Source organism: Thiosulfativibrio zosterae (assembly GCF_011398155.1).
In the GTDB taxonomy this organism is placed as follows: domain Bacteria; phylum Pseudomonadota; class Gammaproteobacteria; order Thiomicrospirales; family Thiomicrospiraceae; genus Thiosulfativibrio; species Thiosulfativibrio zosterae.
Window position 1 is genome coordinate 1433771 of the sequence record NZ_AP021888.1, and the last position, 24236, is coordinate 1458006.

The 24236-nt window shown below is 40.8% G+C and carries 21 protein-coding genes and 4 tRNA genes; 21 read left to right on the forward strand and 4 right to left on the reverse strand.

The window, feature by feature from the left end:
• Window positions 1–49: 49 nt before the first annotated feature.
• The 8 genes from clpP to THMIRH_RS06620 all read left to right on the forward strand — a co-directional run bounded on the left by clpP (window position 50) and on the right by THMIRH_RS06620 (window position 5551).
• Window positions 50–658, forward strand: coding sequence for an ATP-dependent Clp endopeptidase proteolytic subunit ClpP (clpP, locus tag THMIRH_RS06585; protein ID WP_173291337.1), 609 nt, complete (start codon window positions 50–52; stop codon window positions 656–658).
• Window positions 659–690: 32 nt separating this feature from the next.
• Window positions 691–1944, forward strand: a complete 1254-nt coding sequence (gene clpX, locus THMIRH_RS06590; RefSeq protein ID WP_173291338.1) for an ATP-dependent Clp protease ATP-binding subunit ClpX — start codon at window positions 691–693, stop codon at window positions 1942–1944.
• Between the two features lie 132 nt (window positions 1945–2076).
• Window positions 2077–4506, forward strand: a complete 2430-nt coding sequence (gene lon, locus THMIRH_RS06595; protein WP_173291339.1) for an endopeptidase La — start codon at window positions 2077–2079, stop codon at window positions 4504–4506.
• 99 nt (window positions 4507–4605) lie between these two features.
• Window positions 4606–4878, forward strand: a complete 273-nt coding sequence (locus THMIRH_RS06600) for an HU family DNA-binding protein (protein WP_173291340.1) — start codon at window positions 4606–4608, stop codon at window positions 4876–4878.
• Between the two features lie 265 nt (window positions 4879–5143).
• A tRNA-Val gene (locus THMIRH_RS06605) sits at window positions 5144–5219 on the forward strand.
• 23 nt (window positions 5220–5242) lie between these two features.
• Window positions 5243–5319: transfer RNA gene (locus THMIRH_RS06610), tRNA-Asp, on the forward strand.
• A 43-nt stretch (window positions 5320–5362) separates the two neighbouring features.
• Window positions 5363–5438: transfer RNA gene (locus THMIRH_RS06615), tRNA-Val, on the forward strand.
• 36 nt (window positions 5439–5474) lie between these two features.
• Window positions 5475–5551 (forward strand) — tRNA-Asp (locus tag THMIRH_RS06620).
• Between the two features lie 146 nt (window positions 5552–5697).
• Here the strand turns inward: THMIRH_RS06620 and THMIRH_RS06625 are convergent.
• Window positions 5698–6474, reverse strand: coding sequence for an enoyl-ACP reductase FabI (locus THMIRH_RS06625; RefSeq protein WP_173291341.1), 777 nt, complete (start codon window positions 6472–6474; stop codon window positions 5698–5700).
• Window positions 6475–6605: 131 nt separating this feature from the next.
• Here THMIRH_RS06625 and THMIRH_RS06630 point away from each other — a divergent pair, with 131 nt between their 5' ends.
• Genes THMIRH_RS06630 through THMIRH_RS06645 form a run of 4 tightly spaced genes read left to right on the forward strand, consistent with a single transcriptional unit; the run spans window position 6606 to window position 12735 of the window.
• Window positions 6606–8756 (forward strand): ABC transporter substrate-binding protein, encoded by a 2151-nt coding sequence (locus tag THMIRH_RS06630; RefSeq protein WP_173291342.1) that lies wholly within the window; start codon window positions 6606–6608, stop codon window positions 8754–8756.
• Window positions 8756–9736, forward strand: coding sequence for an ABC transporter permease (locus THMIRH_RS06635; protein WP_173291343.1), 981 nt, complete (start codon window positions 8756–8758; stop codon window positions 9734–9736). The genes THMIRH_RS06630 and THMIRH_RS06635 overlap by 1 nt, the downstream gene beginning before the upstream one ends.
• The gene (locus THMIRH_RS06640; RefSeq protein WP_173291344.1) at window positions 9733–11079 is read left to right on the forward strand and encodes an ABC transporter permease; all 1347 of its coding nucleotides are present in this window, start codon (window positions 9733–9735) and stop codon (window positions 11077–11079) included. Before THMIRH_RS06635 ends, THMIRH_RS06640 begins: the two co-directional genes overlap by 4 nt.
• A 15-nt stretch (window positions 11080–11094) precedes the next feature.
• Window positions 11095–12735: an ABC transporter ATP-binding protein gene (locus tag THMIRH_RS06645; protein WP_173291345.1), complete on the forward strand. Its 1641-nt coding sequence runs from the start codon at window positions 11095–11097 to the stop codon at window positions 12733–12735.
• Here the strand turns inward: THMIRH_RS06645 and THMIRH_RS06650 are convergent.
• Together THMIRH_RS06650 and THMIRH_RS06655 are read right to left on the reverse strand one after the other, a co-directional pair.
• Complete coding sequence (locus tag THMIRH_RS06650) at window positions 12732–13019, reverse strand: GIY-YIG nuclease family protein (RefSeq protein ID WP_173291346.1); 288 nt, start codon at window positions 13017–13019, stop codon at window positions 12732–12734. The two genes, THMIRH_RS06645 and THMIRH_RS06650, sit on opposite strands and share 4 nt — an antisense overlap.
• Window positions 13016–13885: a DUF6279 family lipoprotein gene (locus tag THMIRH_RS06655; protein ID WP_173291347.1), complete on the reverse strand. Its 870-nt coding sequence runs from the start codon at window positions 13883–13885 to the stop codon at window positions 13016–13018. The genes THMIRH_RS06650 and THMIRH_RS06655 overlap by 4 nt, the downstream gene beginning before the upstream one ends.
• 245 nt (window positions 13886–14130) lie before the next feature.
• Between THMIRH_RS06655 and dusA the strand changes: the two genes are divergently transcribed.
• The 5 genes from dusA (at window position 14131) to THMIRH_RS06680 (ending at window position 18427) form a co-directional block, all read left to right on the forward strand.
• Window positions 14131–15204 (forward strand): tRNA dihydrouridine(20/20a) synthase DusA, encoded by a 1074-nt coding sequence (gene dusA, locus THMIRH_RS06660; protein WP_173291348.1) that lies wholly within the window; start codon window positions 14131–14133, stop codon window positions 15202–15204.
• Window positions 15204–16787 carry an exodeoxyribonuclease VII large subunit gene (gene xseA, locus THMIRH_RS06665; RefSeq protein WP_243831397.1) on the forward strand — a complete coding sequence of 528 codons (1584 nt, stop codon included), beginning with the start codon at window positions 15204–15206 and terminating at the stop codon, window positions 16785–16787. The genes dusA and xseA overlap by 1 nt, the downstream gene beginning before the upstream one ends.
• A complete protein-coding gene (xseB, locus tag THMIRH_RS06670) occupies window positions 16784–17014 on the forward strand; it encodes an exodeoxyribonuclease VII small subunit (protein WP_173291349.1) in 231 nt (76 codons plus the stop codon). Before xseA ends, xseB begins: the two co-directional genes overlap by 4 nt.
• A gap of 34 nt (window positions 17015–17048) precedes the next feature.
• Window positions 17049–17423 (forward strand): ArsC/Spx/MgsR family protein, encoded by a 375-nt coding sequence (locus THMIRH_RS06675; protein WP_173291350.1) that lies wholly within the window; start codon window positions 17049–17051, stop codon window positions 17421–17423.
• Window positions 17424–17614: 191 nt separating this feature from the next.
• A complete protein-coding gene (locus THMIRH_RS06680) occupies window positions 17615–18427 on the forward strand; it encodes a hypothetical protein (protein WP_173291351.1) in 813 nt (270 codons plus the stop codon).
• Between the two features lie 171 nt (window positions 18428–18598).
• Here the strand turns inward: THMIRH_RS06680 and THMIRH_RS06685 are convergent, their stop codons facing one another.
• Window positions 18599–19051, reverse strand: a complete 453-nt coding sequence (locus tag THMIRH_RS06685; RefSeq protein ID WP_173291352.1) for a hypothetical protein — start codon at window positions 19049–19051, stop codon at window positions 18599–18601.
• Window positions 19052–19288: 237 nt separating this feature from the next.
• On the opposite strand from THMIRH_RS06685, the gene THMIRH_RS06690 reads away from it, so the two are divergent.
• The 4 genes from THMIRH_RS06690 (at window position 19289) to THMIRH_RS06705 (ending at window position 24226) form a co-directional block, all read left to right on the forward strand.
• Window positions 19289–20794, forward strand: coding sequence for an RNA polymerase factor sigma-54 (locus THMIRH_RS06690; protein WP_173291353.1), 1506 nt, complete (start codon window positions 19289–19291; stop codon window positions 20792–20794).
• An 83-nt stretch (window positions 20795–20877) separates the two neighbouring features.
• A complete protein-coding gene (locus THMIRH_RS06695; RefSeq protein ID WP_173291354.1) occupies window positions 20878–21813 on the forward strand; it encodes a cupin domain-containing protein in 936 nt (311 codons plus the stop codon).
• 72 nt (window positions 21814–21885) lie between these two features.
• The gene (locus THMIRH_RS06700) at window positions 21886–22596 is read left to right on the forward strand and encodes a response regulator transcription factor (RefSeq protein WP_173291355.1); all 711 of its coding nucleotides are present in this window, start codon (window positions 21886–21888) and stop codon (window positions 22594–22596) included.
• A gap of 76 nt (window positions 22597–22672) precedes the next feature.
• Window positions 22673–24226, forward strand: a complete 1554-nt coding sequence (locus THMIRH_RS06705; RefSeq protein WP_173291356.1) for an ATP-binding protein — start codon at window positions 22673–22675, stop codon at window positions 24224–24226.
• The last annotated feature ends 10 nt before the right edge of the window (window positions 24227–24236 follow it).

Below are 24236 nucleotides of genomic sequence, written 5' to 3' on the forward strand. Positions count from 1 at the left end.
GTAAATAATCAGGTAAATTGTCACTATAAAAATTAAAAAAGGGATTTCTATGAGTATCGAGATGATTCAAAATGCATTGGTACCAATGGTTATTGAACAAACCAGTCGTGGCGAAAGATCCTATGACATTTATTCAAGACTGTTAAAAGAGCGCGTTATTTTCTTGGTTGGGCAAGTAGAAGACCACATGGCCAATTTAATTGTGGCTCAAATGTTGTTCTTGGAATCAGAAAATCCTGATAAAGATATTCACCTTTACATTAACTCGCCTGGTGGAAGCGTCACTGCCGGTATGGCCATTTATGACACCATGCGTTTTATTAAGCCTGATGTGAGCACTATGTGTATTGGTCAAGCTGCAAGCATGGGTTCATTTTTATTGTCAGCTGGCGCCAAAGGCAAACGCTTTGCACTGCCAAACTCTCGCGTGATGATTCACCAGCCTTTGGGTGGCTTCCAGGGGCAAGCGAGTGATATTGCGATCCACGCAAAAGAAATCATTTCTATCAAAGAAAAGTTAAACAATGCCTTGGCAGAACATACTGGTCAACCGGTAGAACGCATTGAACAGGATACCGATCGTGATAACTTTATGAGTGCACAACAAGCCTGTGATTATGGTTTAATTGATAAAGTTCTTACAAGCCGTAACGCTTAATACCCCTAAACACACAAAAGAGAGAAGCGAAAATGCCAGAAAAAAACCTCTATTGCTCTTTTTGCGGCAAAGGCCAAGAAGAAGTTCGCAAACTCATTGCAGGACCTTCAGTTTATATTTGCGATGAATGCGTTGATTTATGCAACGATATTTTGCGCGATGAATTCGGCACAGAAGCTTTAAGCTCTTTTGAGTTGGATAAACTTCCGACACCTAAAGAAATCAGCGCAATTTTGGATGATTATGTGATCGGCCAACACCAAGCCAAAAAAGTTTTGGCGGTCGCTGTATACAATCATTACAAGCGTTTACAAAATGGTTATCAAAAAGATGATGTTGAGTTAACCAAAAGTAACATTTTGTTTATTGGTCCAACGGGTTCTGGTAAAACGCTTCTTGCCCAAACTTTAGCTCGTTTATTGGACGTACCTTTTGCCATTGCAGATGCAACCACCTTAACCGAAGCTGGGTATGTAGGTGAAGATGTTGAAAGTATCGTTTTAAAACTGCTGCAGCGTTGTGACAATGATCCTGAAAAAGCTGAGCGCGGTATTATTTATATCGATGAAATTGATAAGATTACGCGTAAATCTGAAAACCCATCCATTACACGAGATGTATCTGGTGAAGGTGTTCAACAGGCTCTATTAAAGTTGATTGAAGGTACGGTTGCTAATATTCCTCCCCAAGGCGGCAGAAAACATCCTAATCAAGATATGATTCAGGTGGATACCTCTAAAATCTTATTTATTGTGGGCGGCGCTTTTGAAGGCTTAGATCGTATTATTGATCAGCGCATTGAAAAAAATGTGGGTATTGGCTTTTCTGCTGATGTGAAGTCAGCGGATGAAAAGAAAACTTTGTCTGAAAAATTCCAAAGCATTCAACCAGAAGACTTAATTAAGTTTGGGTTAATTCCAGAATTTGTGGGTCGTCTGCCGGTGATTGCATCTTTAGATGAATTGGATGAAGATGCTTTAGTGCGTATTTTAACAGAACCCAAAAACGCTCTAGTGAAGCAATTTCAAAAAATGTTTGAGTTGGAAGGCGCTCAATTGCAATTTAGAAAAGACGCGCTCTTGGAAGTTGCAAAAATGGCCATAAAAAGAAAAACAGGGGCTCGTGGTTTAAGATCTATTTTGGAGCAAACCTTGCTTGATACTATGTATGAGTTACCCAGTTTAGAAAATGTTGAATCTGTGGTCGTGAATAAATCGGTTATAGAAGGCAAAAAGAAACCCGTACTGGTTTACCAAGAAGCGGATAAAAAGGTCGTTAGCGAATAACTATAACGCCTCATTCACTTCCAATAAAACCCAGTCGACTCATAAATTAACACGCTTAATTTAGGTATCACTGGGTTTTTTGATTTTATAAAACTAAAACGCAATCCCATAACATAACAAAAGAAGAAGCCTATGGATATTAATCAAATTGACTATAAAACCAATGTATTTGTACTTGCCTTAAGAGATGTCGTGGTTTTTCCAGGGATGGTGGTGCCCTTATTTGTTGGGCGAGAAAAATCCCGCAATGCGCTTAAAGAAGCCATGAAACATGACAAACAAATCTTTTTGGTGACTCAAAAAAATAATACCGATGAATCTCCCAAAGCTTCTGATTTGTATCAAGTTGGGGTTATGGCCAATATTTTGCAAATTTTAAGACTGCCCGATGGCACAGATAAGGTGTTAATTGAAGGTGTAAAGCGTTTTGAATTGTTGTCTTTATATGATGAAGAAGCTTTTTTAACGGGGGATGTCAGACAAATCAGTTCAGATGACGAGTTATCCGCTGATGTCAGTATTTTGGTGCGCGCTATCCAAGATCGTTTTGCAACCTATGCGGATTTAAAGAAAAAAGTGCCATCAGAAGTCAAAAAGAGTGTCGCTTCAGCCACAGATGCCAATCGTTTAGTTGATATTATCTCTGCAAATCTTCGTTTGACCATTGAAGAAAAACAAACGCTGCTTGAAAAAATTTCTTTAATTGCCCGTCTTGAACACATTCTTGCAACCATTGAAACTGAAATTGATATTTTAGAATCAGAAACCCGAATTAATGCTCGTGTTAAAAAACACATGGACAAAACTCAGCGTAATTTTTATTTAAATACCAAGTTAAAAGCCATTCACGAAGAACTGGGTGAAGATGCCGTTGAAGAAGAGGGCGATGAACTCGCCAAGCTCAAAGAAAAAATTGAAGCCGCGGGCCTACCTGAAGCACCCATGAAAGTTGCGATGGATGAACTCAAAAAATTGCGTTCTATCCCCGCACAATCCCCAGAAGCCAATATTGTGCGCAACTACCTAGATTGGTTAGTGAGTATTCCATGGAAAAAGCGTTCACGCGTTTCTAAAGACCTAAACAAAGCACAAGTCATTCTGGATGAACAACATTATGGCCTTGAAAAAGTTAAAGAACGAATTGTTGAATATTTAGCCGTTCAACAGCGTGTTAATAAAATCAAAGGACCTATTTTGTGCCTAGTAGGGCCTCCAGGGGTCGGCAAAACCTCTTTAGCCAAATCAATTGCTGAGGCCACTAACCGAAATTTTGTGCGTATGTCGTTGGGTGGTGTGCGAGATGAAGCTGAAATTCGTGGTCATCGTAAAACCTACTTAGGGGCTTTACCAGGTCGTATTATTCAAAAAATGAAAAATGCTGGGACTAAAAACCCACTATTTTTATTAGATGAAATAGACAAAATGGCGCGAGATCAGCGAGGCGATCCAGCCAGTGCTTTATTAGAGGTGTTAGATCCAGAACAAAACAAAGCCTTTAACGACCATTACTTAGAAGTGGACTATGACTTGTCCGATGTTATGTTTATTGCCACTTCCAATTCCATGGATATGCCTGAGCCTTTGATGGATCGTATGGAAATCATTAATTTGTCTGGCTATACTGAAATTGAAAAATTGAACATTGCCACAGAACATTTATTGCCAAGAGAATTAAAAAATCATGGTTTAAAAGCAAATGAACTGGAAGTTCCTGCAGAAACCATCACTCAAATTATCCAAACCTATACTCGTGAAGCCGGTGTTAGACTGCTATCACAAGAATTGGCAAAAATTTGCCGTAAAGCGGTTAAGCGTATCGTTACTGGCGAAGCAACAGCACCCATTGTTGTATCACCGAATGATTTAAAAGATTATTTAGGCGTAGCAAGACACAGAATTGGTTTGGCGGATGAGAAAAATCAAATTGGTCAGGTTGCAGGTTTAGCCTGGACAAGAGTTGGTGGTGATTTATTGCGCATTGAAGCGACAGCCATGCCAGGAACAGGCAAAAACACCACGACTGGGCAATTAGGTAGTGTCATGCAAGAATCCACTCAAGCTGCTATGAGCGTCATCAGAAGCCGTACAGCCCAGTTAGGTTTAAAGCCCGACTTCTATGAAAAGCAAGATATTCATTTGCACTTCCCAGAAGGGGCTATTAAAAAAGATGGTCCTAGTGCCGGAATCGCGATTTGTACTGCCATTGCTTCGGTTTTAACGCAAATTCCGGTCAGAGCGGATGTTGCCATGACAGGTGAAATCACTTTAAGAGGTGAGGTATTACCCATAGGTGGTTTAAAAGAAAAACTTTTAGCCGCATTAAGAGGGGGCATTAAAACCGTCTTAATCCCTCACGATAATGTCAGAGATTTGGCCGAAATATCAGATGATATTAAATCAAAATTGGATATTCATCCGGTTCAATGGGTTGAAGAAGTCTTGAATTTAGCCCTAGAAAGTCAGCCAAAACCGCTTGATATGGCAATTGAAAAAATTGATGAAAGCCTGATATCTTCAGAGGTTGGAGGCGAAATCAAGGAAAACCAACCAAAAACACACTAAAAGTAATCGTTTTCCTTGACACAGGGGTTAAGTGCTTGATATAAATGTCGTAACCGCAAGGTGACAGGATTACTCAAAATTTTATGGAGAAACATACACATGAACAAGTCTGAACTAGTAAGCGCAATCGCAGAAGAATCAGGATTAACCAAAGCAGATTCTGCTAAAGCCCTTGACGCAACTGTAGCGGCGATTACAAAAGCGATGAGTGCTGGTGATTCAGTGGCAATTATTGGATTTGGTACATTTAAGGTTGGTGAGCGTGCTGCTCGTACTGGCCGTAACCCACAGACGGGTGCAGAGATGCAAATCCCAGCTGCTAAAGTACCTAAGTTCTCAGCAGGTAAAGCACTTAAAGACGCTGTAAACTAATAAGTATTTAGATTATTGAGTTGTTATTGACTTAAAGCTTAACAATTCATTTAATTAAAACCTTGCCTATAAATTCTGTAACTTGATGAATTTTATAGGCAAGGTTTTTTTTTGCCCAAAAACTGTCAAAAAATTGTAAAAATTCTCATTAAATGCGTTGACAACCCTCCACATCTCTTTATAATACGCCACATCAATTAGGGACCTGATAAACATTGTTTTAAGGCGCTTTAATTGTGTTGTAAATACTCAACAGCTACAGACTGGGTGATTAGCTCAGCTGGGAGAGCATCGCCCTTACAAGGCGAGGGTCACTGGTTCGAACCCAGTATCACCCACCAATTTGTTGCTTGTTGTTATGTACGGAGTGGTAGTTCAGCTGGTTAGAATGCTTGCCTGTCACGCAGGAGGTCGCGGGTTCGAGTCCCGTCCACTCCGCCATTATTTATAACAATTTCGAATTGTCATTGTATGATTACGATTCGGGTGATTAGCTCAGCTGGGAGAGCATCGCCCTTACAAGGCGAGGGTCACTGGTTCGAACCCAGTATCACCCACCATTTATTTTAGATAATTGCCCAAGTTATCAACTTTCCGGAGTGGTAGTTCAGCTGGTTAGAATGCTTGCCTGTCACGCAGGAGGTCGCGGGTTCGAGTCCCGTCCACTCCGCCATATTCAAATATTAAACCCTCTCATGAGGGTTTTTTATTGTCCAAAATAATTCAAATATCAACAAACCTTAAAGCTATTGGCCTTAACAAAATTTAAACCAAAAAAATCCCCAATTAAGGGGATTATTTTATCCAATCAATCAAAAATCAGGTTGAAGCGGTAATGTTGTAACCGCCATCGACATAAGTCACTTCACCGGTAATCCCCGAAGCCAAATCAGAACATAAAAAAGCTGCCGTATTGCCTACTTCTTCAATCGTTACATTTTGACGTAAAGGCGTTGCTAAGGCAGCTTTCTCAAGCATCGAGCGGAAATCTTTAATACCTGCCGCGGCAAGCGTACGGATTGGACCCGCAGAAACCGCATTTACACGAATACCATCTTGACCTAAGTCAGCCGCTAAGTAACGCACAGTGGCTTCTAGAGAGGCTTTAGCAATACCCATGACATTATAGTTAGGAACAGCACGCTCAGCCCCTAAGTAAGAAACGGTCATGACCGCGCCTTTGTTCTTTTTAAGGAGTTCATAACCGCCTTTGGTGAGTGCAGTTAAGCTGTAGGCTGAGATATCGTGTGCAATCGCAAAACCTTGACGAGTCGAAGCATCAATCATGCGTCCTTCTAGTTCTTCGCGAGGTGCGAAAGCCACTGAATGCACCAAAATATCTAGACCACCCCAAACTTTTTCAATTTCTGTGAAAACCGCGGTAATCTCTTCATCAGAAGTCACATCTAATGGCAAAACAATGCTGGTGCCTAGTTCTTCAGCAATCTTTTCAACACGACTTTTTAATTTTTCGCCTTGAAAGGTTAAGGCAATTTCTGCACCTTGTGCTTGCATTTGCTTGGCAATACCATAAGCAATTGATTTGTTATTGGCGACACCCACGATTAGGGCTTTTTTTCCGTCTAGAAATCCCATTTTGACTCCTTTGTTATAATGAGGCAGCGTTTAAGCAACGCTTAAAGGCTATTGAATAGATTTAAATTTTCAACAATTATAACCCGAAAATATCCTATATAATGCTTAACTTTAGGGTTTGATAAGGCATAATGTTTTTGAAAAAGCTTGCTTTGATCGGTATTTTTTTAAGTTTACCGGGATGTTCGGAACAGCCTTGGAATAACCCCTATGCTGAAAATACTGTTCAACAACCCATTCTATTCAGTTCTTTTTCTGCCCCCCCTAAACATCTTGATACAGTTATTTCTTATAGTTCGAATGAGTGGGGCATCAGTAGTCAAATCGTTGAGCCGTTGTTACAGTACCACTATTTTAAACAACCTTACACGCTCGAACCCTTAACCCTGCAAGCCATGCCAGAGCAGGTTTATTTGAATAATGATGAGGTTCAAGTCTCAGCAAACTCAAATGACATCGTTTTTACAGAATACCGCTTTAAGCTCAAAGACAATATCCAGTTTCAGCCACACCCTGCTTTTGTAAAAACAGCTGATAACGATTATCCGTTGCATCATTTATCGGAAAAAGCCTTACAAAATATTGTCAATATGACCGATTTTTCAGAAGTGGCTTCCAGACCCTTACGGGCCAGTGATTATGTTTATGCCATTAAACGCATGGGCTATGCCAAAAATCATTCGCCGATTTTAGGCTCCATGCAAGAGTATATTGTGGGCTTAAAAGCGTTTACTGAAAACTTAAAAGACTTACCCAAAGACAAAATAGATTTACGCAGTCTTGAAATTTCAGGGGTTAAAGTTATTAATGATTTTGAGTTTACGATTCGTATTCACGGGCAATATCCGCAATTTATTTATTGGTTAAGCATGAACTTCTTTGCGCCAGTGCCTTGGGAGGCTATAGCCTTTTACAATCAACCAGGCCTGGTTAAAAAGAACATCACTTATGACACCTATCCCGTTGGCACAGGGCCTTATATGTTGGTTGAAAACAACCCCAATAAACGCATGAGGCTTTTAGCTAACCCTAATTATCATCATGGATTTTATCCAACAGAAGGGCTTGCCGAAAAAGCGGATGCTGCTTTGTTAAAAGATGCCGGAAAACCTTTACCCTTTATTAAAGAATTGATCTATTCCCTTGAAAAAGAAAGTGTACCCTTGTGGAATAAATTTATGCAGGGTTACTACGATGCATCGGGTGTAAGCTCGGACAATTTCGACCAGGCCGTTTCGATTGGTGGCAATGGTTCGATGAACTTAACCGCTGAAATGCAAGATCGTGATATACAGTTTTTAAATACCATTGAGCCGAGTATTTTTTATTTTGGGTTTAATATGGCCGATGAAGTGGTGGGGGGCTATTCAGAAAAACAACGCAAACTTCGCCAAGCCTTAAGCCTTGCCATTAACTACGAAGAGTATATTTCTATCTTCCTAAATGGCCGAGGCGTTGCCGCCCAAGGGCCTATTCCACCGGGTATTTGGGGATTTCAAGAAGGTGAAAAGGGGGTCAACCCAATCCTGTATGACTGGAAAAATGGTCAAGCACAACGAAAATCCATAACAGAAGCCAAGCGTTTATTAGCCGAAGCCGGCTATCCCAACGGCAAAAAGCCAGATGGCACTAAACTTACCTTACATTACGACACCGCCGCAACCGGCCCAGACAGCAAAGCACAATTGAATTGGTATCGTAAACAATTTGAAAAGCTCGGTGTTGAATTGGTTATTAGAGGCACAGACTATAATCGCTTTCAAGAAAAGGTTCGTAATGCCAAGGTTCAGTTGTTTAGCTGGGGTTGGAATGCGGATTATCCCGATCCAGAAAACTTTTTATTTTTATTGGCAGGCGAAAATGCACCTATCAATAATCAAGGCACTGGGGTTAACGCTGCTAACTACGACAATCCTGAATACAATCAATTGTTTAAACAAATGAAAAGTTTAGAAAATGGTGAAGAGCGCCAAGTCATCATTGAAAAAATGCTACAAATTTTAAGAGCCGACGCCCCTTGGGCTTGGGGATTACACCCTAAGTCTTTAGTGCTTTACCATGGTTGGTATCAAAATGTATGGGCGAATCCTTTAGCGAACAACACTCTAAAATACAAAAAGTTAGATGAAGCATTGCGTTTCAAACAACAACAAACCTGGAACCAACCGGTTGTTTGGCCCTTGTGGTTGTTATTATTGGGTGCCGTCTTAATCAGTTATCCATTGGTTCGTGGCTACCGAGCCAGACAAAGAGCGGTGATTCAAACCGAGGTAAATCGCTAATGCTCAGTTATATTATTCGACGATTACTGTTCGCCATTCCCATTTTAATTGGGGTTAACTTCATCACCTTTGCCCTGTTTTTTATGGTCAATACACCAGATGACATGGCCAGAGCACAACTCGGTGCCAAACAAACCACACCTGAGATGATCGAAGCCTGGAAGCAGGACCATCATTATAATAAACCTTTATTTTTCAATGAGTCTGCAGCAGGTTTTGACAAGGTTCAAGAGACCTTATTTGTGCAAGAGTCGCTGAAATTATTTATGTTTGAGTTTGGTAAGTCAGATTCTGGACGCCAAATCTCCAGTGATATTTTAGAGCGCATGGTACCCAGCTTAACACTTGCTTTACCAACCTTTATCATCGGCCTAACCACCAATATTGCGTTAGCATTGCTGATTGTATTGTTTAGAGGTTCTCGACTGGACATGGCTGCCATGATGATTGCCGTTGCTATTATGTCGATTTCTGGACTGTTTTATATTATTGCCGGACAAGTCTTGTTCAGCAAAATTTGGCATTGGGTGCCTATTTCTGGATATGAAAGCGGCTGGGACAGTTTAAAGTTTATTGTATTGCCGGTGTTAATCGGGGTTTTTGCCGGCATAGGTTCTGGTTTACGCTGGTATCGCAGTCTATTTTTAGAAGAAATTAACAAAGATTATGTTAGAACGGCGCGCGCTAAAGGTTTGTCTGAAATCCAAGTACTCTTTAGACATGTATTTCAAAATGGTTTACTGCCCATTTTAACTGGCGTGGTCGTGGTTATTCCGAGCTTGTTTATGGGCAGTTTAATTATGGAATCTTTTTTTGGAATTCCAGGTTTGGGGAGTTACACCCTAGATGCCATCAACGCCCAAGATTTTGCCATCGTTAAAGCCATGGTGTTCCTGGGTTCGGTTTTATATATTATTGGATTAATACTCACAGATATTTCTTACACCTGGTTTGATCCAAGAGTGAGGTTATCCAAATGAGCCTGACTTTCTTATGGACCGATATCCTCGTTTGGGGCTTAGTCATTTCGTTGTTTATTTGGGGCAAACTCATTGGACGCTCTCCCCAAGTTCAGCAACAGTGGTTAAGAGTATTTAACTCTAAGGTCGCCATGGTGAGTGCAGTGTTATTACTCACCTATGTCCTGTTCGCGTTATTAGACTCAATTCATTTGGTTATCAATCAACACACCCATAGCTTGCTCGACCTAGCGCTTCAACATTTAATTGATAGCACAGAACGCACCTATTCAGCGCCATTTGCGCTCACAGAATATAACAAGAGCACCCAAGTGCTCGCAGACGGCACAACGGCTCAAATTTATTTGCCACTTAAATATGTCAATCCACAGCAATCCATTGGATTTTTAATCTTGCAAGGATTCAGCCTAGGCTTATTAATCAGTGTCTTATTGGTAACACTACATACTTACTGGAGAAGCCTTAAAAACAACCAGGCCTGGTTAATTTTAGCGCCCAAAATGCTCAAAAATGAAACACAACTGCCTTGGCTCACAGCCTATATCACTTTAACTCTCGTGCTCATCACCTTTAGTGTCATCTATCAACTCAGCCACCATTATCATGTTCTGGGCACGGATAAAGTGGGCGGCGATGTTCTGTATGAATCGCTTAAGAGCATTCGAACCGGCGTTTTAATTGGCGTACTCACAACCCTGGTGATGTTACCCGTGGCTCTGATTTTGGGCATCAGCGCTGGATTATTTAAGGGTTGGGTCGATGATGTTATTCAATATCTCTACACCACACTTAACTCCATTCCAGGCGTGCTATTAATTGCCGCAGCAGTCTTGGTGATGCAAGTGATTATGGGCAATCATCCCGACTGGTTTGCCAGTACTGAAGAGCGTGCTGATATTCGATTATTATTTTTAATTTTCATTTTGGGCCTCACCAGTTGGACTGGTCTGTGTCGACTGCTGCGTGCTGAAACGCTTAAAATCAGCCAAATAGAATTTGTCACTGCCTCTCGGGCGTTTGGCGTCAGTCGAATTAAAATCATTTACAAACATATTTTGCCAAATGTCATGCACATCGTCTTAATAGCCGTGGTATTAGACTTTAGTGGTTTGGTTTTAGCGGAAGCCGTATTATCCTATGTCGGCGTCGGGGTAGATCCCACCATGCATAGTTGGGGCAATATGATTAACCAAGCTCGCCTAGAAATGGCGCGTGAACCCATGGTTTGGTGGTCTTTGTTATCGGCTTTTTTCTTTATGTTTATTTTAGTATTGGCCGCTAACTTATTTTCGGACCGAGTACAATTTGTTCTAGACCCGCGTAACCAAGACGGGCGTTTTTAATATCAAGGCTTATGCATGACTCAAAAACCAGAAAATAATGCCGCTCAGCCAGTACTTGAAGTGAATCAGCTTTCTTTAAAAGTTGGTCAACAAGACTTGCTCAAAGCGGTGAGTTTTCAAATACAACCCTCAGAAATATTTGCCTTAGTGGGCGAATCGGGCAGTGGAAAATCCTTAACATCACTCGCTATCATGCGACTCTTACCTGATGCCATTCGGGTGACGCAAGGGAATATTCAGCTCAATCAATCTGACTTATTTTCTTTGCCAGAATCTAAAATGCAACGCATCAGAGGCCAACAAGTCGCCATGATATTTCAAGAACCCATGACCTCACTCAACCCAGTGATGACCGTGGGTGAACAGGTTGCTGAGGTGTTACGCCTTCACCTTGGGCTTAATCAAAAAACCGCACGCGCCCAAGTAATCGCTTTGTTTGACGAAGTCGGGATTCCGAGCGCTTCTGAACGCTACGACTGGTATCCACATCAATTATCAGGTGGGCAAAAACAACGCGTGATGATTGCCATGGCTTTGGCTTGCGAGCCAGATTTGTTGATTGCTGATGAACCTACCACGGCCCTAGATGTAACCATTCAAGCCCAGGTTTTGCAGTTGCTTAAAAAAATCAGAGCAGACCGCGGTTTATCGATTTTATTCATTACCCATGATATGGGGGTGGTGTATGAAATGGCAGATAGAGTTGCAGTAATGCAACAGGGGCAAATTGTGGAGCAAGCTGAAAAAGAAACTTTCTTTGCAAACCCCAAACATCCCTACACCCAAAAACTGTTAAATGATGCCATACCCAAGCGAATCTTTAAAGAACAAACATCCGCTGAAAAATTGCTCAACATTCAAGATTTAACCGTTTATTTCCCCATTAAAAAAGGCTTATTTCAACGAACGGTTGGGTTTGTCAAAGCAGTCGATGGTGTTTGTTTAAGTATTCCCAAGGGCAAAACTCTCGCACTGGTTGGCGAGTCTGGCAGTGGCAAAAGCACCATCGGACAAGCCATTTTAAAATTAATCGACACCACCTCTGGTGAGGTTAATTATTTTAATGATGCAGAACCGATTGATTTAGCAAAACTTTCTGAGCGCCAAATGAAGCCGTTGCGCAAAAAAATCCAAGTAATCTTTCAAGACCCTTTTTCAGCCCTCAATCCTAGAATGACAGTCGGTGAAATCATTAGAGAGGGCATGACCAGTTTGCAAGTTGGCCCACAAGATAAAGCATCGCAAAATACGCGTATTCAATCATTACTAGAACAAGTCGGTCTTTTGGCAGAACACATGCAACGCTATCCCCATGAATTTTCTGGCGGCCAGCGCCAACGCATTGGTATTGCCAGAGCTTTAGCGGTTGAGCCAGAATTGATTATTTGTGATGAACCCACCAGTGCATTAGATGTGTCTGTTAGAGCACAAGTCTTGAGTTTATTAGAAGATTTACAACAGACATACCAAATGTCTTATTTGTTTATCACCCATGACCTATCGATTATTCCCGCCATCGCTCATGAAGTTGCCGTGATGCAAGCAGGCAAAATCGTTGAACAGGGCCCAGTTGAAGCGATTATGAAAAACCCGCAACATCCTTATACCCAAGCACTGTTAAACTCAGCGCCCAGTTTAATTCGTCAAGTGATTTAGGTTTCCAGTAAGGCCAGTTTTTGCTGGCGAGTCATTTTTTTAATTTGGGCTTCGAATTGACTTGCTGATGAGCGATTCTCTTGCGACCAATGTTTTTTTAAGACAACAGGGCGACGCACTGCGGTATATTTGGCACCACCCACCAATTCACCATTATGCTGTTTCAGTCTTCGCACCAAATCATTGGTCACGCCACAATATAAAGTACCGTCGGCACACTCTAACAAATAGGTAAACCAAGTTTTGTTTGGGTTTTCTAAATTGTTTATTGAAATGCCTGTCATGAATTTGAGCCGACTTGCTTGGATAACTGTGTAAAGTCATCTTGAAAATCTTGCAGCTTTCGTTGAAGGTACTGTTTTTGGGAAGCATCCAAACTGCTTAACAAATCTGCTAAAAACTCACTGAAAACACTTTGATTCGTTGCCATTTTTTGATTTAGTTCATCAGACCAAAATTGGCGTCTATTTTCGAATAACGCTTTGATTGTTGTTAAACGACTGTTTTCTGGCATTTTAAAAGCATCTGCTAAACGCGCCTGCCAAGCTAAACGATTTTGATAAAAATCGGGCGACATCCAAACGGCGTCTTGCCCCCAGCGTTGTAATCTTTGCTGTTGCGCTGGCGTTAAATCGCCCAACCAGTCTTCCAAAAAATCTCGCATTTTATCAACGCCATACTCAATCGCTTTGGTTTTACCTGGCTCAATAAACTTTTCGCGGTATTCTGCGGTTTTCTCACTGAGATTTTCCAACAGTTCGGTTTGCTGTTCTGGGGTCATTTTCGCCATCAATGGGGCAAAGTTCACGCCAAACTGTTGAAATAATGCATCAGCAAAATCATCGCCCTTATGCATAAACTGCTGAACCTGTTCAGCGCTAACGCCCAAGGCTATTTGATCAGCAGCTTGCGATAAAAAATCCGCATACTCAGGCAGTTGAGTTTGACGATGCCATAACAATAATTGATTGAGCGCGGCTTTAAACTCTGGTTTTTGATAGTTTTCAAGCGTGACATAGTCGCTTAAATACCAAGGTACCAACCAATCTAATTGATTGTAAATAAACCGATTAGAACAAGCGCTTAGCAACACACTTAAACACAGTATGACTAGCCCAGCTCGCAACTGAGTCAGCGAAATATTTTTCATGACACCACCCGGTAAAGTGTTTTATGTAATTTTAAATCTAGTTATCATCATAAATGAATTTACCCAAAAAATGATGTAGATACAATGGCTTAAAGATAAACTTTGAAGCCATCCAACTTTACAACCACTTAAACCGCTTCAAGGTTTTGAGTTTCAAATTTTAATTCAAACCATTCCGTTTAGCCTAAACCTTTAAAAACGCATATAATTAGCGAATCTTAAAATTTGAAGACTACCACAAAACTATGTTACCCAACCCAAACTCTCGTCTTGAAAATAGTGCCAATCATTTCAGCGTTGCCCCGATGCTAGACTGGACAGACCGTCACTGCCGCTATTTTCACCGTTTGTTAACGCAACAGGCCTGGTTATATTCAGAAATGATTACCACCGGTGCAATTATTTATGGCCAGGATTTACCCAGATTTTTAGGACATGATCATGACCAACCAGTGGTTTTACAATTGGGCGGCAGTACACCCAAAGACATGGCCACTTGTGCAAAACTTGGACAAGAATGGGGTTATGCGGAAATCAACTTGAATGTGGGTTGCCCATCTGATCGCGTACAAAATAATATGATTGGCGCCTGCTTAATGGGGCACCCTGAGTTGGTTGCTGAAAATGTAGCGGCGATGAAATCAGCAGTCGATATCCCTGTAACGGTGAAAACGCGTATCGGAATTGATGAGCAGGAAGACTTTGAAACCTTGGTGCATTTTGTAGAAAGCTTGGTCGGTGCGGGTGTTGATGGTGTGATTATTCATGCCCGCAAGGCTTGGTTGCAAGGCTTGTCGCCTAAAGAAAATCGTGAAGTACCTCCCCTAAAATATGAATGGGTGCATCAACTCAAACAAACTTTCCCAGATTTGGCCATTGCCATTAATGGTGGATTACAAACCCTAGATGCCGCGCAATTGCATTTACAAAATTATGCCTTTGAGGGCCAAAACTTACCAGGCCTGGACGGTGTGATGCTGGGTAGAGCGGTTTACGAAAATCCTTATTTGCTGAGCAATGTTGATACCCAATATTATCAAGCAAAAACAGCTATTCCCAGTCGTGAAGCGGTGCTGGAACAATTGTATCCTTATATTGAAAATCATCTGAGCCAGGGCGGAAAGCTCAATCAGGTCAGCCGTCATATTTTAGGCCTTTTTTACGGTATGCCTGGTGGCAGAATGTGGCGTCGCCATATCTCAGAAAATGCATTTGCCACTGGCGCGGGTATTGAAGTGATTCAACAAGCCCATCAATTGGTTGCCACCGAAATTGAAAGAATGGCACAACAAATATCTGAAAGAGCAGGGCAATCATAATGTTGTTAGTTGTTCCCTTTGCTGAAAAAGAACAAGCAAAGTCTCTAGGCGCCCGCTGGAATCCGGTCGAAAAAAAATGGTATGTGCCAGACGACCTTTTGCATGACCTAAGCCCTTTTGCAAAATGGTTACCGCAAACTGCTCCATCACAATCGCTAAGTAATACAACCTTAAATCTTGAAATAGAGCCAAATGAGTTATCCGAAAAGGGCGTAACGCTCAGTCAATTGATGGCACAAGTGCAGGTCAGTTTGCGCCAAGCTTTTCCAGGTGCGGTTTGGGTCAAGGCAGAAATTGCCAATATCAGCGAGCGTCGCGGTCACTTGTATTTTGAATTGTCCGAAACCAATGAGGCGGGGCAGGTATTAGCCACTTGCCGTGCCATGATTTGGCAGGGTCAGGCGCAACGCATTTTGCAAACCTTTCAACAAGCAACCGGCAGTGCATTACAAGCGGGTCAAAAAATATTGTTATTAGCCGAACTCACCTTTCACGAAAAATTTGGTTTTTCATTGGCGATACAAGATATTGATCCCGCCTTCACTTTGGGAGAGTTAGAAGCCAATCTTAATCAAATTCGTCAGCAATTAATTGCCGAACAGCGTTATGACAAAAACAAACGCTTTAAATTGCCGAATGACTTTTTTCGGGTTGCTGTTATCGCTCCACCAGCGGCCGCAGGCTTAGGGGACTTTAGAGCAGATGCCGATCTGTTGCATCAACAAGGATTGTGCGACTTTAACTATTTTTATTCTGCTTTTCAGGGAGAGCAGGTTGAGTCAGAAATGCTCAGTGCCTTTGATGCTTTTTTAGCAATGCACCAAGCCAAACCGTTTGATGCCTTGGTCATTATTCGCGGTGGTGGCGCCAAGTTAGATTTAAACCCGCTTAATCTGTACAGCTTGGCGCGCATGATTGCCGACAGCCCTTTACCGGTATTAACCGGCATAGGTCACGAACGCGACTCGACTATTTTAGATGAAGTGGCTTGCCAAAGATTTGATACGCCCAGTAAAGTAATAGGCGCGATACGCCATGCTATATTTCATCAAGCACAGCAAGCCAAAAACCACTGGCAGCAAATTGAAAAATCCAGTTTAAATTACATCCAAAAACAGCAACAAAAATTACAACTACTAGACCAAACCGTTCAACAACAAAGTGTCACGGTGTTGCACAAATGGCAAGAAAAATTAACCCCCATGCATTATCAAATTCAACGCAAAAGCCAAAGCATCACCAATGATGCCAATGCACAGTTAGAGCGTTTATTTCATAATTTAGTTAATCGAGTGGAACAAAGTGTTGCCCTTAAAAAACACAGCTTAGAACAAATGCATCAAGCCATATTGGACAATCATCAAAAACCCCTGATGCAAGCCAAAAACCAATTACAACAATGGATGGCATTTATCTTAAGTTCTGGGCCAAAATCGCAAATGCAACGCGGTTTTGCCATGGTGAGTTCCGCTGAAGGTAAAATTTTAAAAACCGCTGCTTTAGCCCAGCAAGAAACCCAATTAAATTTAAAATTCATGGATGGCGAAGTATCCGTGAGCGTCAATCCAAAGGAGAAGGCATGAGCCAGTCAGCACAAAGCTTTAAAACCAATTATCAAAAACTGCAAGAAATTGCCCAGAAATTGTCTTATTCAGATGAAATTGATATTGATGAATTAGTACCCATGGTGGACGAAGCCACTCGAGCCTATAACTTATGTAAATCTCGAATTGAAGCGGTTGAAAAAGCCTTGAATCAACGCCTTGAAACTGAACCCAAAAACAACGAACCCACAACGGATTTGGTTTAAATCTATTTTATTGAGTGTTTAAAAGGGGCTTTCTATGACAAAACAAGCAACTATCTATCATAATCCGCGCTGCTCAAAAAGCCGTAGCTGTTTTGAGCTGCTCATGGCGCATGGCTATGAAGTTATGGAAGTGCGCTATCTAGATAATCCACCATCGCCACAAACTTTAGGGCAACTCATTCATGCCATGCAAAAATCTCCGTTAGAAATAACGCGCACCCAAGAAGATCTTTTTAAAGCTTTAAAATTAGACCAAAATCCCCCTAAAAATGACCAGGCCTGGTTAGAAATGCTGTCGCAAAACCCTAAATTAATCGAAAGACCCATTATCCAAATTGGCGAAAAAGTCATTATAGGGCGCCCACCAGAAGTTTTATTAAGCCTTTTGCAAAGTCTGCAAGCCCCATAACTCTTGTCAAAAATGAGTCATCAGTTTGCTATTTCAATGTCATTTATAGCCCTTATGCTCTTAAAACCTTCAAGCAAACTTTTAAGCATTTTGAGTTAAGCATAATGACACCGAAAACTTTTGACTCTTTTCTCGCCAAACCCTTAGTATTTTCATTCACGACCGCTTTGTTTTTACAAAGCAACTTAGCCATGGCAAATGTAGCACCTGAAGAACGGCTGTTTAAAGTAGATTTAACGCTCGAAAGCAGCCAATATCGCGCTGCAAAAATCAGTGATTCCTCCGGGAAATTAGGGGCAGAACACAGTAAGGTGTCGGTAGGTAACTTTTTAGTTACCGCCAGTTATGAACATTATCAATTTCAAAATGATGAGATTCAAAGCAGTGACTTGCATTATCCCATTCATCAACTCCACGAAGTTAAACTTGAAACTAAGTTGCCTTATCCTTTAAAAAAAGATTGGCTTTTAGTCGGTGGCTTACAACTCATTAACGCCTATGAAAAGCAATTTAGCAAAGATTTTACGGTTCAAGGATTTGGCTTGGTAAGCCATCAAGTTAAGCCATTGTTATCCTGGCAACTGGGCGGTTATGTCAGTTACCATCCCGTTGAAACGCAAATTTTGCCCATCATGGTATTAACCTATAACTATCAGTCACCGGAACATCGCGGATTTTATGGGCATCTAGGATTTCCCAAAACACAAATAGGTTATCACTTTACGCCAAAACTGCGTTCTGATATTGGGGCTATTTACCAAGAAGTGACCGGACAATTGGCTGAAAATAATCTGGTTGCCGCCAAGGGTTATTTTCAATTAACCAGTTGGCGCGCGGAATGGGCAACTTATTATGACTGGTCTAAAAAACTGGCCATCAAGCTGGCACTTAAAATGACCTTTGATAATGAGATTGATGTTTTCTCTAATCAGTATCAAAAACAAAAGAACCTAACCCTAGGAAATGAAAGCGGTTTTGGCGCAGGCTTGATTTATCATTTTTAAACTTTGGGGACGATAGGGGGTAGAAATGAGATAGGGGTTAAGCTGTAAACTATCAAATATCTAATTTAACATAATATACATTATGCGAACATTTATCCTAGTTACAAAAAAAGCGCCCTAAGGCGCTTTGACTATTTTCACTGATTAAATCAATAAGTTTTCATGCGAGATCTAAGACGCAAATTTGAAATGATGGCTAAGCACCATAATCATGGGTGCTGCAGAAACGATCGCTAACAAGATTGGAATCCAAGCTTTCTCTTCTTTATTTTTAAGTCCTATCAGACCAGCAATCACTGCAATCGGTGCGGCAACCCAAGCAATCGGCGGAAACACAAAAGCAAACAAAACAGCAACCAATCCGGCAACCATACCCAAAGTTGCTGAATTTCCTGGCTGGTAAGTTTTTGTATTACGCATATCGTCAGGTGTTGAGCTTGCTGATTGCATTCTTGAGATAATACTAGAAATCTGAGATTCAGAAAGTTCAGGCTGAACCACCTCTAAATCCGTCATTCCCAATGTAATTTTCTTTTCACGATACAAGGCTTTGACCAAATCATTCCATTGCGCATCATCTGCTAATCCGTCGACGATGGCGTGAGCTTCTTGTTTAATTGACATGTAATTTCCCGTTTATTAAGATTCTTTTACTCTGATAATTTAGAGCATTTGCACGACAGAATGCTTCAAAATGCTGGTTTTAGAGCGATTTAACGCCGTAAATCATGCAAGAAACATACCGATTTCATGAATTATCGATTATTATAGCGGTTATCATTTTTTACTCAAATTAAATAGACCGTACCCGTTATTCAAATTTTCAATAGCCGTTTTGATAAGCGTTAGGAGAATAGGTTCATGGCCCTCATGCCTGGTTTACAACTCAATATGGGACAACAGCTCAAGCTGACCCCACAATTGCAACAGTCAATCAAAATACTCCAATATTCTGCCCTTGAGGTACAGCAAACCATTGCCGCAACTCTCGAAACTAATTTTATGTTAGAGGTTGAAGAAGAACGCCCAGATGAAGATGAAGAAATCATCCAAACTCAACAAAATGCTGATAATGAAGAATTTTCTCTGAACCTAGATAAGTCAGAACAAGAAATTAACATTGAAAATGTGGACACCAATACCCTGTCTGACGATATGGATGTGGACTGTAATTGGGACGAAGTTTATTCCGATGTTACAGCGCCCTCTTCTTCCTCGGGTGATTCTGACGAATATGTATCTGCCGAAAACTACACTTCAGCTGAGCAAAGTTTGCACGACAAACTTTATTGGCAATCTGACATCTATCCTTGGAAAGGTGAACAAGAATTAATTGCGTCTTTTATTATTGATGAAATTAACGATGAAGGTTATCTATACACTGAACTCAGTGACATTTTAGAATCTATTCTGGCCAAAGAACCTGATTTAGGTTTAACCATGGTGGATATGGAAACGGTTTTAGCCATTATTCAACAGTTTGAACCCACAGGTGTTGGCGCGCGCTCAATTCAAGAATGTTTAACTTTACAGCTGGCACAACAAAAACAAACGCCTTTTGTGGTAACCGCCAAATACTTAGTTGCTGAAAACTTTGAATGGCTGGCGCTTCACGATTTTAAGAGAATTAAAAAGGTTTATGGTGTTAACGACGAAGAGTTAGAAAAAATTATTCGCGTCATTCAATCTCTTGACCCCAGACCTGGTCGAATTTATGCCTCCATTCAAAACGAAATTATTACGCCAGACTTAAAGTTAACCCGCGTTAAAAATGGCTTTATGGTTGAACTAAATCCAGATGCTTTTCCCCGATTATCGGTCAATTCAGCCTATATTGATATTGCCAACAGTTCTTCAGACAACGAACAAACCCGTAAAATTAAAGAACAGTTACTAGAAGCCAAAGGGTTAATCAAAAGCATTCAAAGCCGTGGCGAAACTTTATTACGCGTAGGGCGTTATATTGTCGAAAAACAAGCGCGCTTTTTTGAAGAAGGTGAACACTTCATGCAACCGATGGTGTTGCGAGATGTTGCGGAATATTTAGAACTCCATGAATCCACGATTTCCAGAGCGACCAATCAAAAATACATACAAACGCCCAGAGGCACTTTTGAATTAAAATATTTCTTTTCAACGGGTGTCGCTCAATACGGCAATGAAGATCAATCTTCCATTTCCATTAAAGCTTATATTAAAGAACTGATTTCTGCAGAGGATCCTAAAAAGCCTCTAAGTGATAATAAGCTCATGGATTTATTAGAAGAAAAAGAAATCAGTGTTGCCAGAAGAACCATTGCTAAATACCGCGAAGCCCTTGGTATTCCGTCGTCGAGTGACCGTAAAAAACTCAATAAATTTAAATAACCCCCCCTGCTGTAATGATAAAAAGCATTCAAAAACTTATCTTACACAGGCAAAGTAAACGATAAAACAAGGACGTTAATATTATGATTCCTAGCGCTGCCATCAATATTGAACAACGCCAAGAAGCCCAACAGCAATGGGAAAAAATGGCTGAATTTAAAGAGTATATGTCGGCTGTCAATCCGCCTATGCCAAAAATCGAGGTTAGAGATTTTCCTGCTGAAATGCATGAACAAGGTAATACTCGCATCATACCTCTCGATTTATCTGACATGATTAAAACCCAATACGAGGCAACAACCCCTAACTTATTGGCCAACTATCTAAAAATTAATACTTTAGATACCTTAAAAACAGATGCCAAAGTCACCTCACAGATGTTCTATGTAATTAGAGGTAAGGGAAAAACCCAAACAGAATACGGTACGATTCACTGGAAAGCGGGCGATCTATTTACTTTACCTTGCGTTAATGATGCTTTGCATACTGCGACAGAAGATACGGCTATCTACTGGGTGCATGATGCCCCACTCCTTAATTATTTGGGCGTTGCGCCAGCCAATGCCAGATTTGAACCGGTGCTGTACACCAAAGAAAGATTAAATGCAGAACTTAATAAAGTTCGTCAAGAAGGTGTCGGGCGTAATCGTACAGGGATATTATTAGCTCACCCTAACTTCCCCTTTACCATGACACTGACCCATACCCTATGGTCGCTTTACAATGTATTACCAGCAGGTATTGTTCAAAAACCCCATCGTCATAACTCAGTGGCTTTGGATTATTGTGTTTCTGCCGGCCCTAATACTTACACCATGATCGGCAAAGAAATTGATGAGAACGGTGAAATCATCAGCCCCATTAAAGCCATGTGGAAAGCAGGCTGTGTATTTGTAACACCGCCTGGTTGGTGGCATTCGCATCACAACGACTCTACTGAAGATGCAGTTGTACTGCCTATTCAAGATGCTGGATTAATAATGAATATGCAGATTCTTGACTTTAATTTTGTGGGATAAAAGCATTAGAATTGAATTTAGTTTTTTTAACCTAATCAGTTTACTGCTCATCTTGAATGGAAGGACCCAACAATGCAAAACATGGACTTTACAATTGCTGTCATCGAAGATGACCCAATACAATTGGAAAACTTGCAAACCGCATTAAAAGGGCAAGGTTTCTCTGTGGTTAGTTATGCTGATCGCGTCAGCGCGGAAAAAGGGTTTAATCAATCCTTACCAGACCTGGTTATTTCTGACATTATTTTGGGTACAGAAATGGATGGTGGATTCGATTTAGCCAAGCACCTATTAACATTTGAGCGCCCTATTCCGATTATTTTCTTATCTGAAAGACAGTCTGAGTTTGATATCTATACAGGGCACGCTTTAGGCGCCATTGATTATTTACCAAAACCCATCAGTTTGAATGTGATGATTGCTAAGGTCAAAAACCTGTTAAGAATTACAGGCTCTACTGCCAGCAACCCCACACAACCGCAAAGTGCATCGAAAATTGAAGGGCTTCACTTAGCAGACAATCAATTCAAAGCCTATTGGAATGATAAACCCTTAGACCTAACAGCAACCGAATACGAAATGCTACGCCAATTTGCCCTATCGGGTCAAAAAACAGTGGTTACTTATGACACTTTGCAAGAGTCGACTCAAGGGGTTGTAGAGCGCAATACCATCAATACCCATATTTGCCGTATTCGTAATGCGTTTAAGAAAGTTGATCAAGACTTTAATCTCATTCATAACGAATATGGGCGTGGTTATAGTTGGCAAAATAAAAACTAACTGAATTCAATTTTTGGATGATGCAATTTTATAAAAGAGACCCTGTGTCTCTTTTATTTTTTAAAGAAGGCGGTTTATGTTGAACTTAAAACACCGAAATTTTCGGGTATCGATAAGATCTCGATTTTTTATATTATTGCTCACCTTAACCATTCTGCCTTTTTTAGCTTATCGATTTGCCATAGACTTACATCATATCTTGCTTAAAAACCAAGCGACCATTCAGCATCAAACCGCCACAAACTTATCACTCATTTTAGAAAACCGTACTGACCTATGGGCACTCCAAATTTTAGAAGGGACCCCCACCAGCCAATTGGCGCACCTAAACTTGGAAAACTCTGTTTTATGGATAGTCAATGAACGCGGACAAACCACCTATGTGGTTGGACAATTTAATACCAAACTTCAACCCAATAAAGACCCATTTACTTGGCTAGGTAAAAGCATTATCGAAACCTTTGCCAGTATTTTTCCTTTTACACTGCCCTATCCCTATCCTCAGTCCGAGCATCCAGAAAGCACATTATTTCGTCAATCCATTCAAGGACAGACTTTTCAGCAATACCGACTCGACAAAAATCATCAGCCAGTTTCCCTCATGTCGTCTAGCCCTTTAAGGGTGAATGGTAAAACGCTTGGCATTATTGTGGTGGAGCAACAAATGTCTAGCTTGCTGGGTGACTCGCTCAATAACTTTTATCGGCTAATTGGTATGGGTGCACTTATCTTTTTATTTGTGATGCTCAGCGCTATTTTCCATATCGGTGCACTTTCTAATCGTATTGTGAGATTAGATGGCGATGTTCGCAAGACCCTCAGCATTAAGGGCAAAATATCGACCAATAATTTCCCTGACCGTTTTCAAACAACCTACCATGATGAACTCTCTGATTTACGCCATCACATTTATGAAATGCTACAACAACTGTCCTCTTATGAGCGCTATTTAAAACAATTTCCCAAAGCATTACGTCATGAATTGCACAATCCTTTAAACCGCTTGTCTATGTCTTTGTCATTATTAGAAAATGAAATTAACCACAAGCAACTAGACTTTGCACAACACGCCCTTCAACAACTCAAACAAATCATTGCCTCCTTAACCGAAGCGACAAGCATCGAAGACAGTTTGCAACTTCAAACCCCCGAAGCTTTTCCCATTGGCGAAATGATGCATCATTATCTCGATAACATTGCGACCTTAAATCAAGAAGCCCCTTTAAAAATTAAAAAGAACATTCCAATGGATGTGATGATTATGGGGGATGGATTTATGATTGAACAGTTGATGGACAAATTGTTAAGCAATGCCAAAGATTTTAATGATGAAAAAGCCCCGATTGAGGTTCAGACCTATCAGCAAAACAAATCGGTCATTATCAAAGTCATTAACTCTGGGCCTTTATTGCCCGCAGGTTTTGAATCTAGAATTTTTGACGGCATGACGAGTATCAGACCCATTAACCAAGATGATCAAGCCCACTTAGGATTAGGCTTGTATATTGTGAAATTAATCGCTGATTACCATAAAGGGAAAATTAATGCGCGCAATCGATTTGATATCAAAGCAACGGATGGAACAAGTGTCAATGGGGTTGAGTTTATATTAGAAATTCCAATACTGTAAAACTCTATAC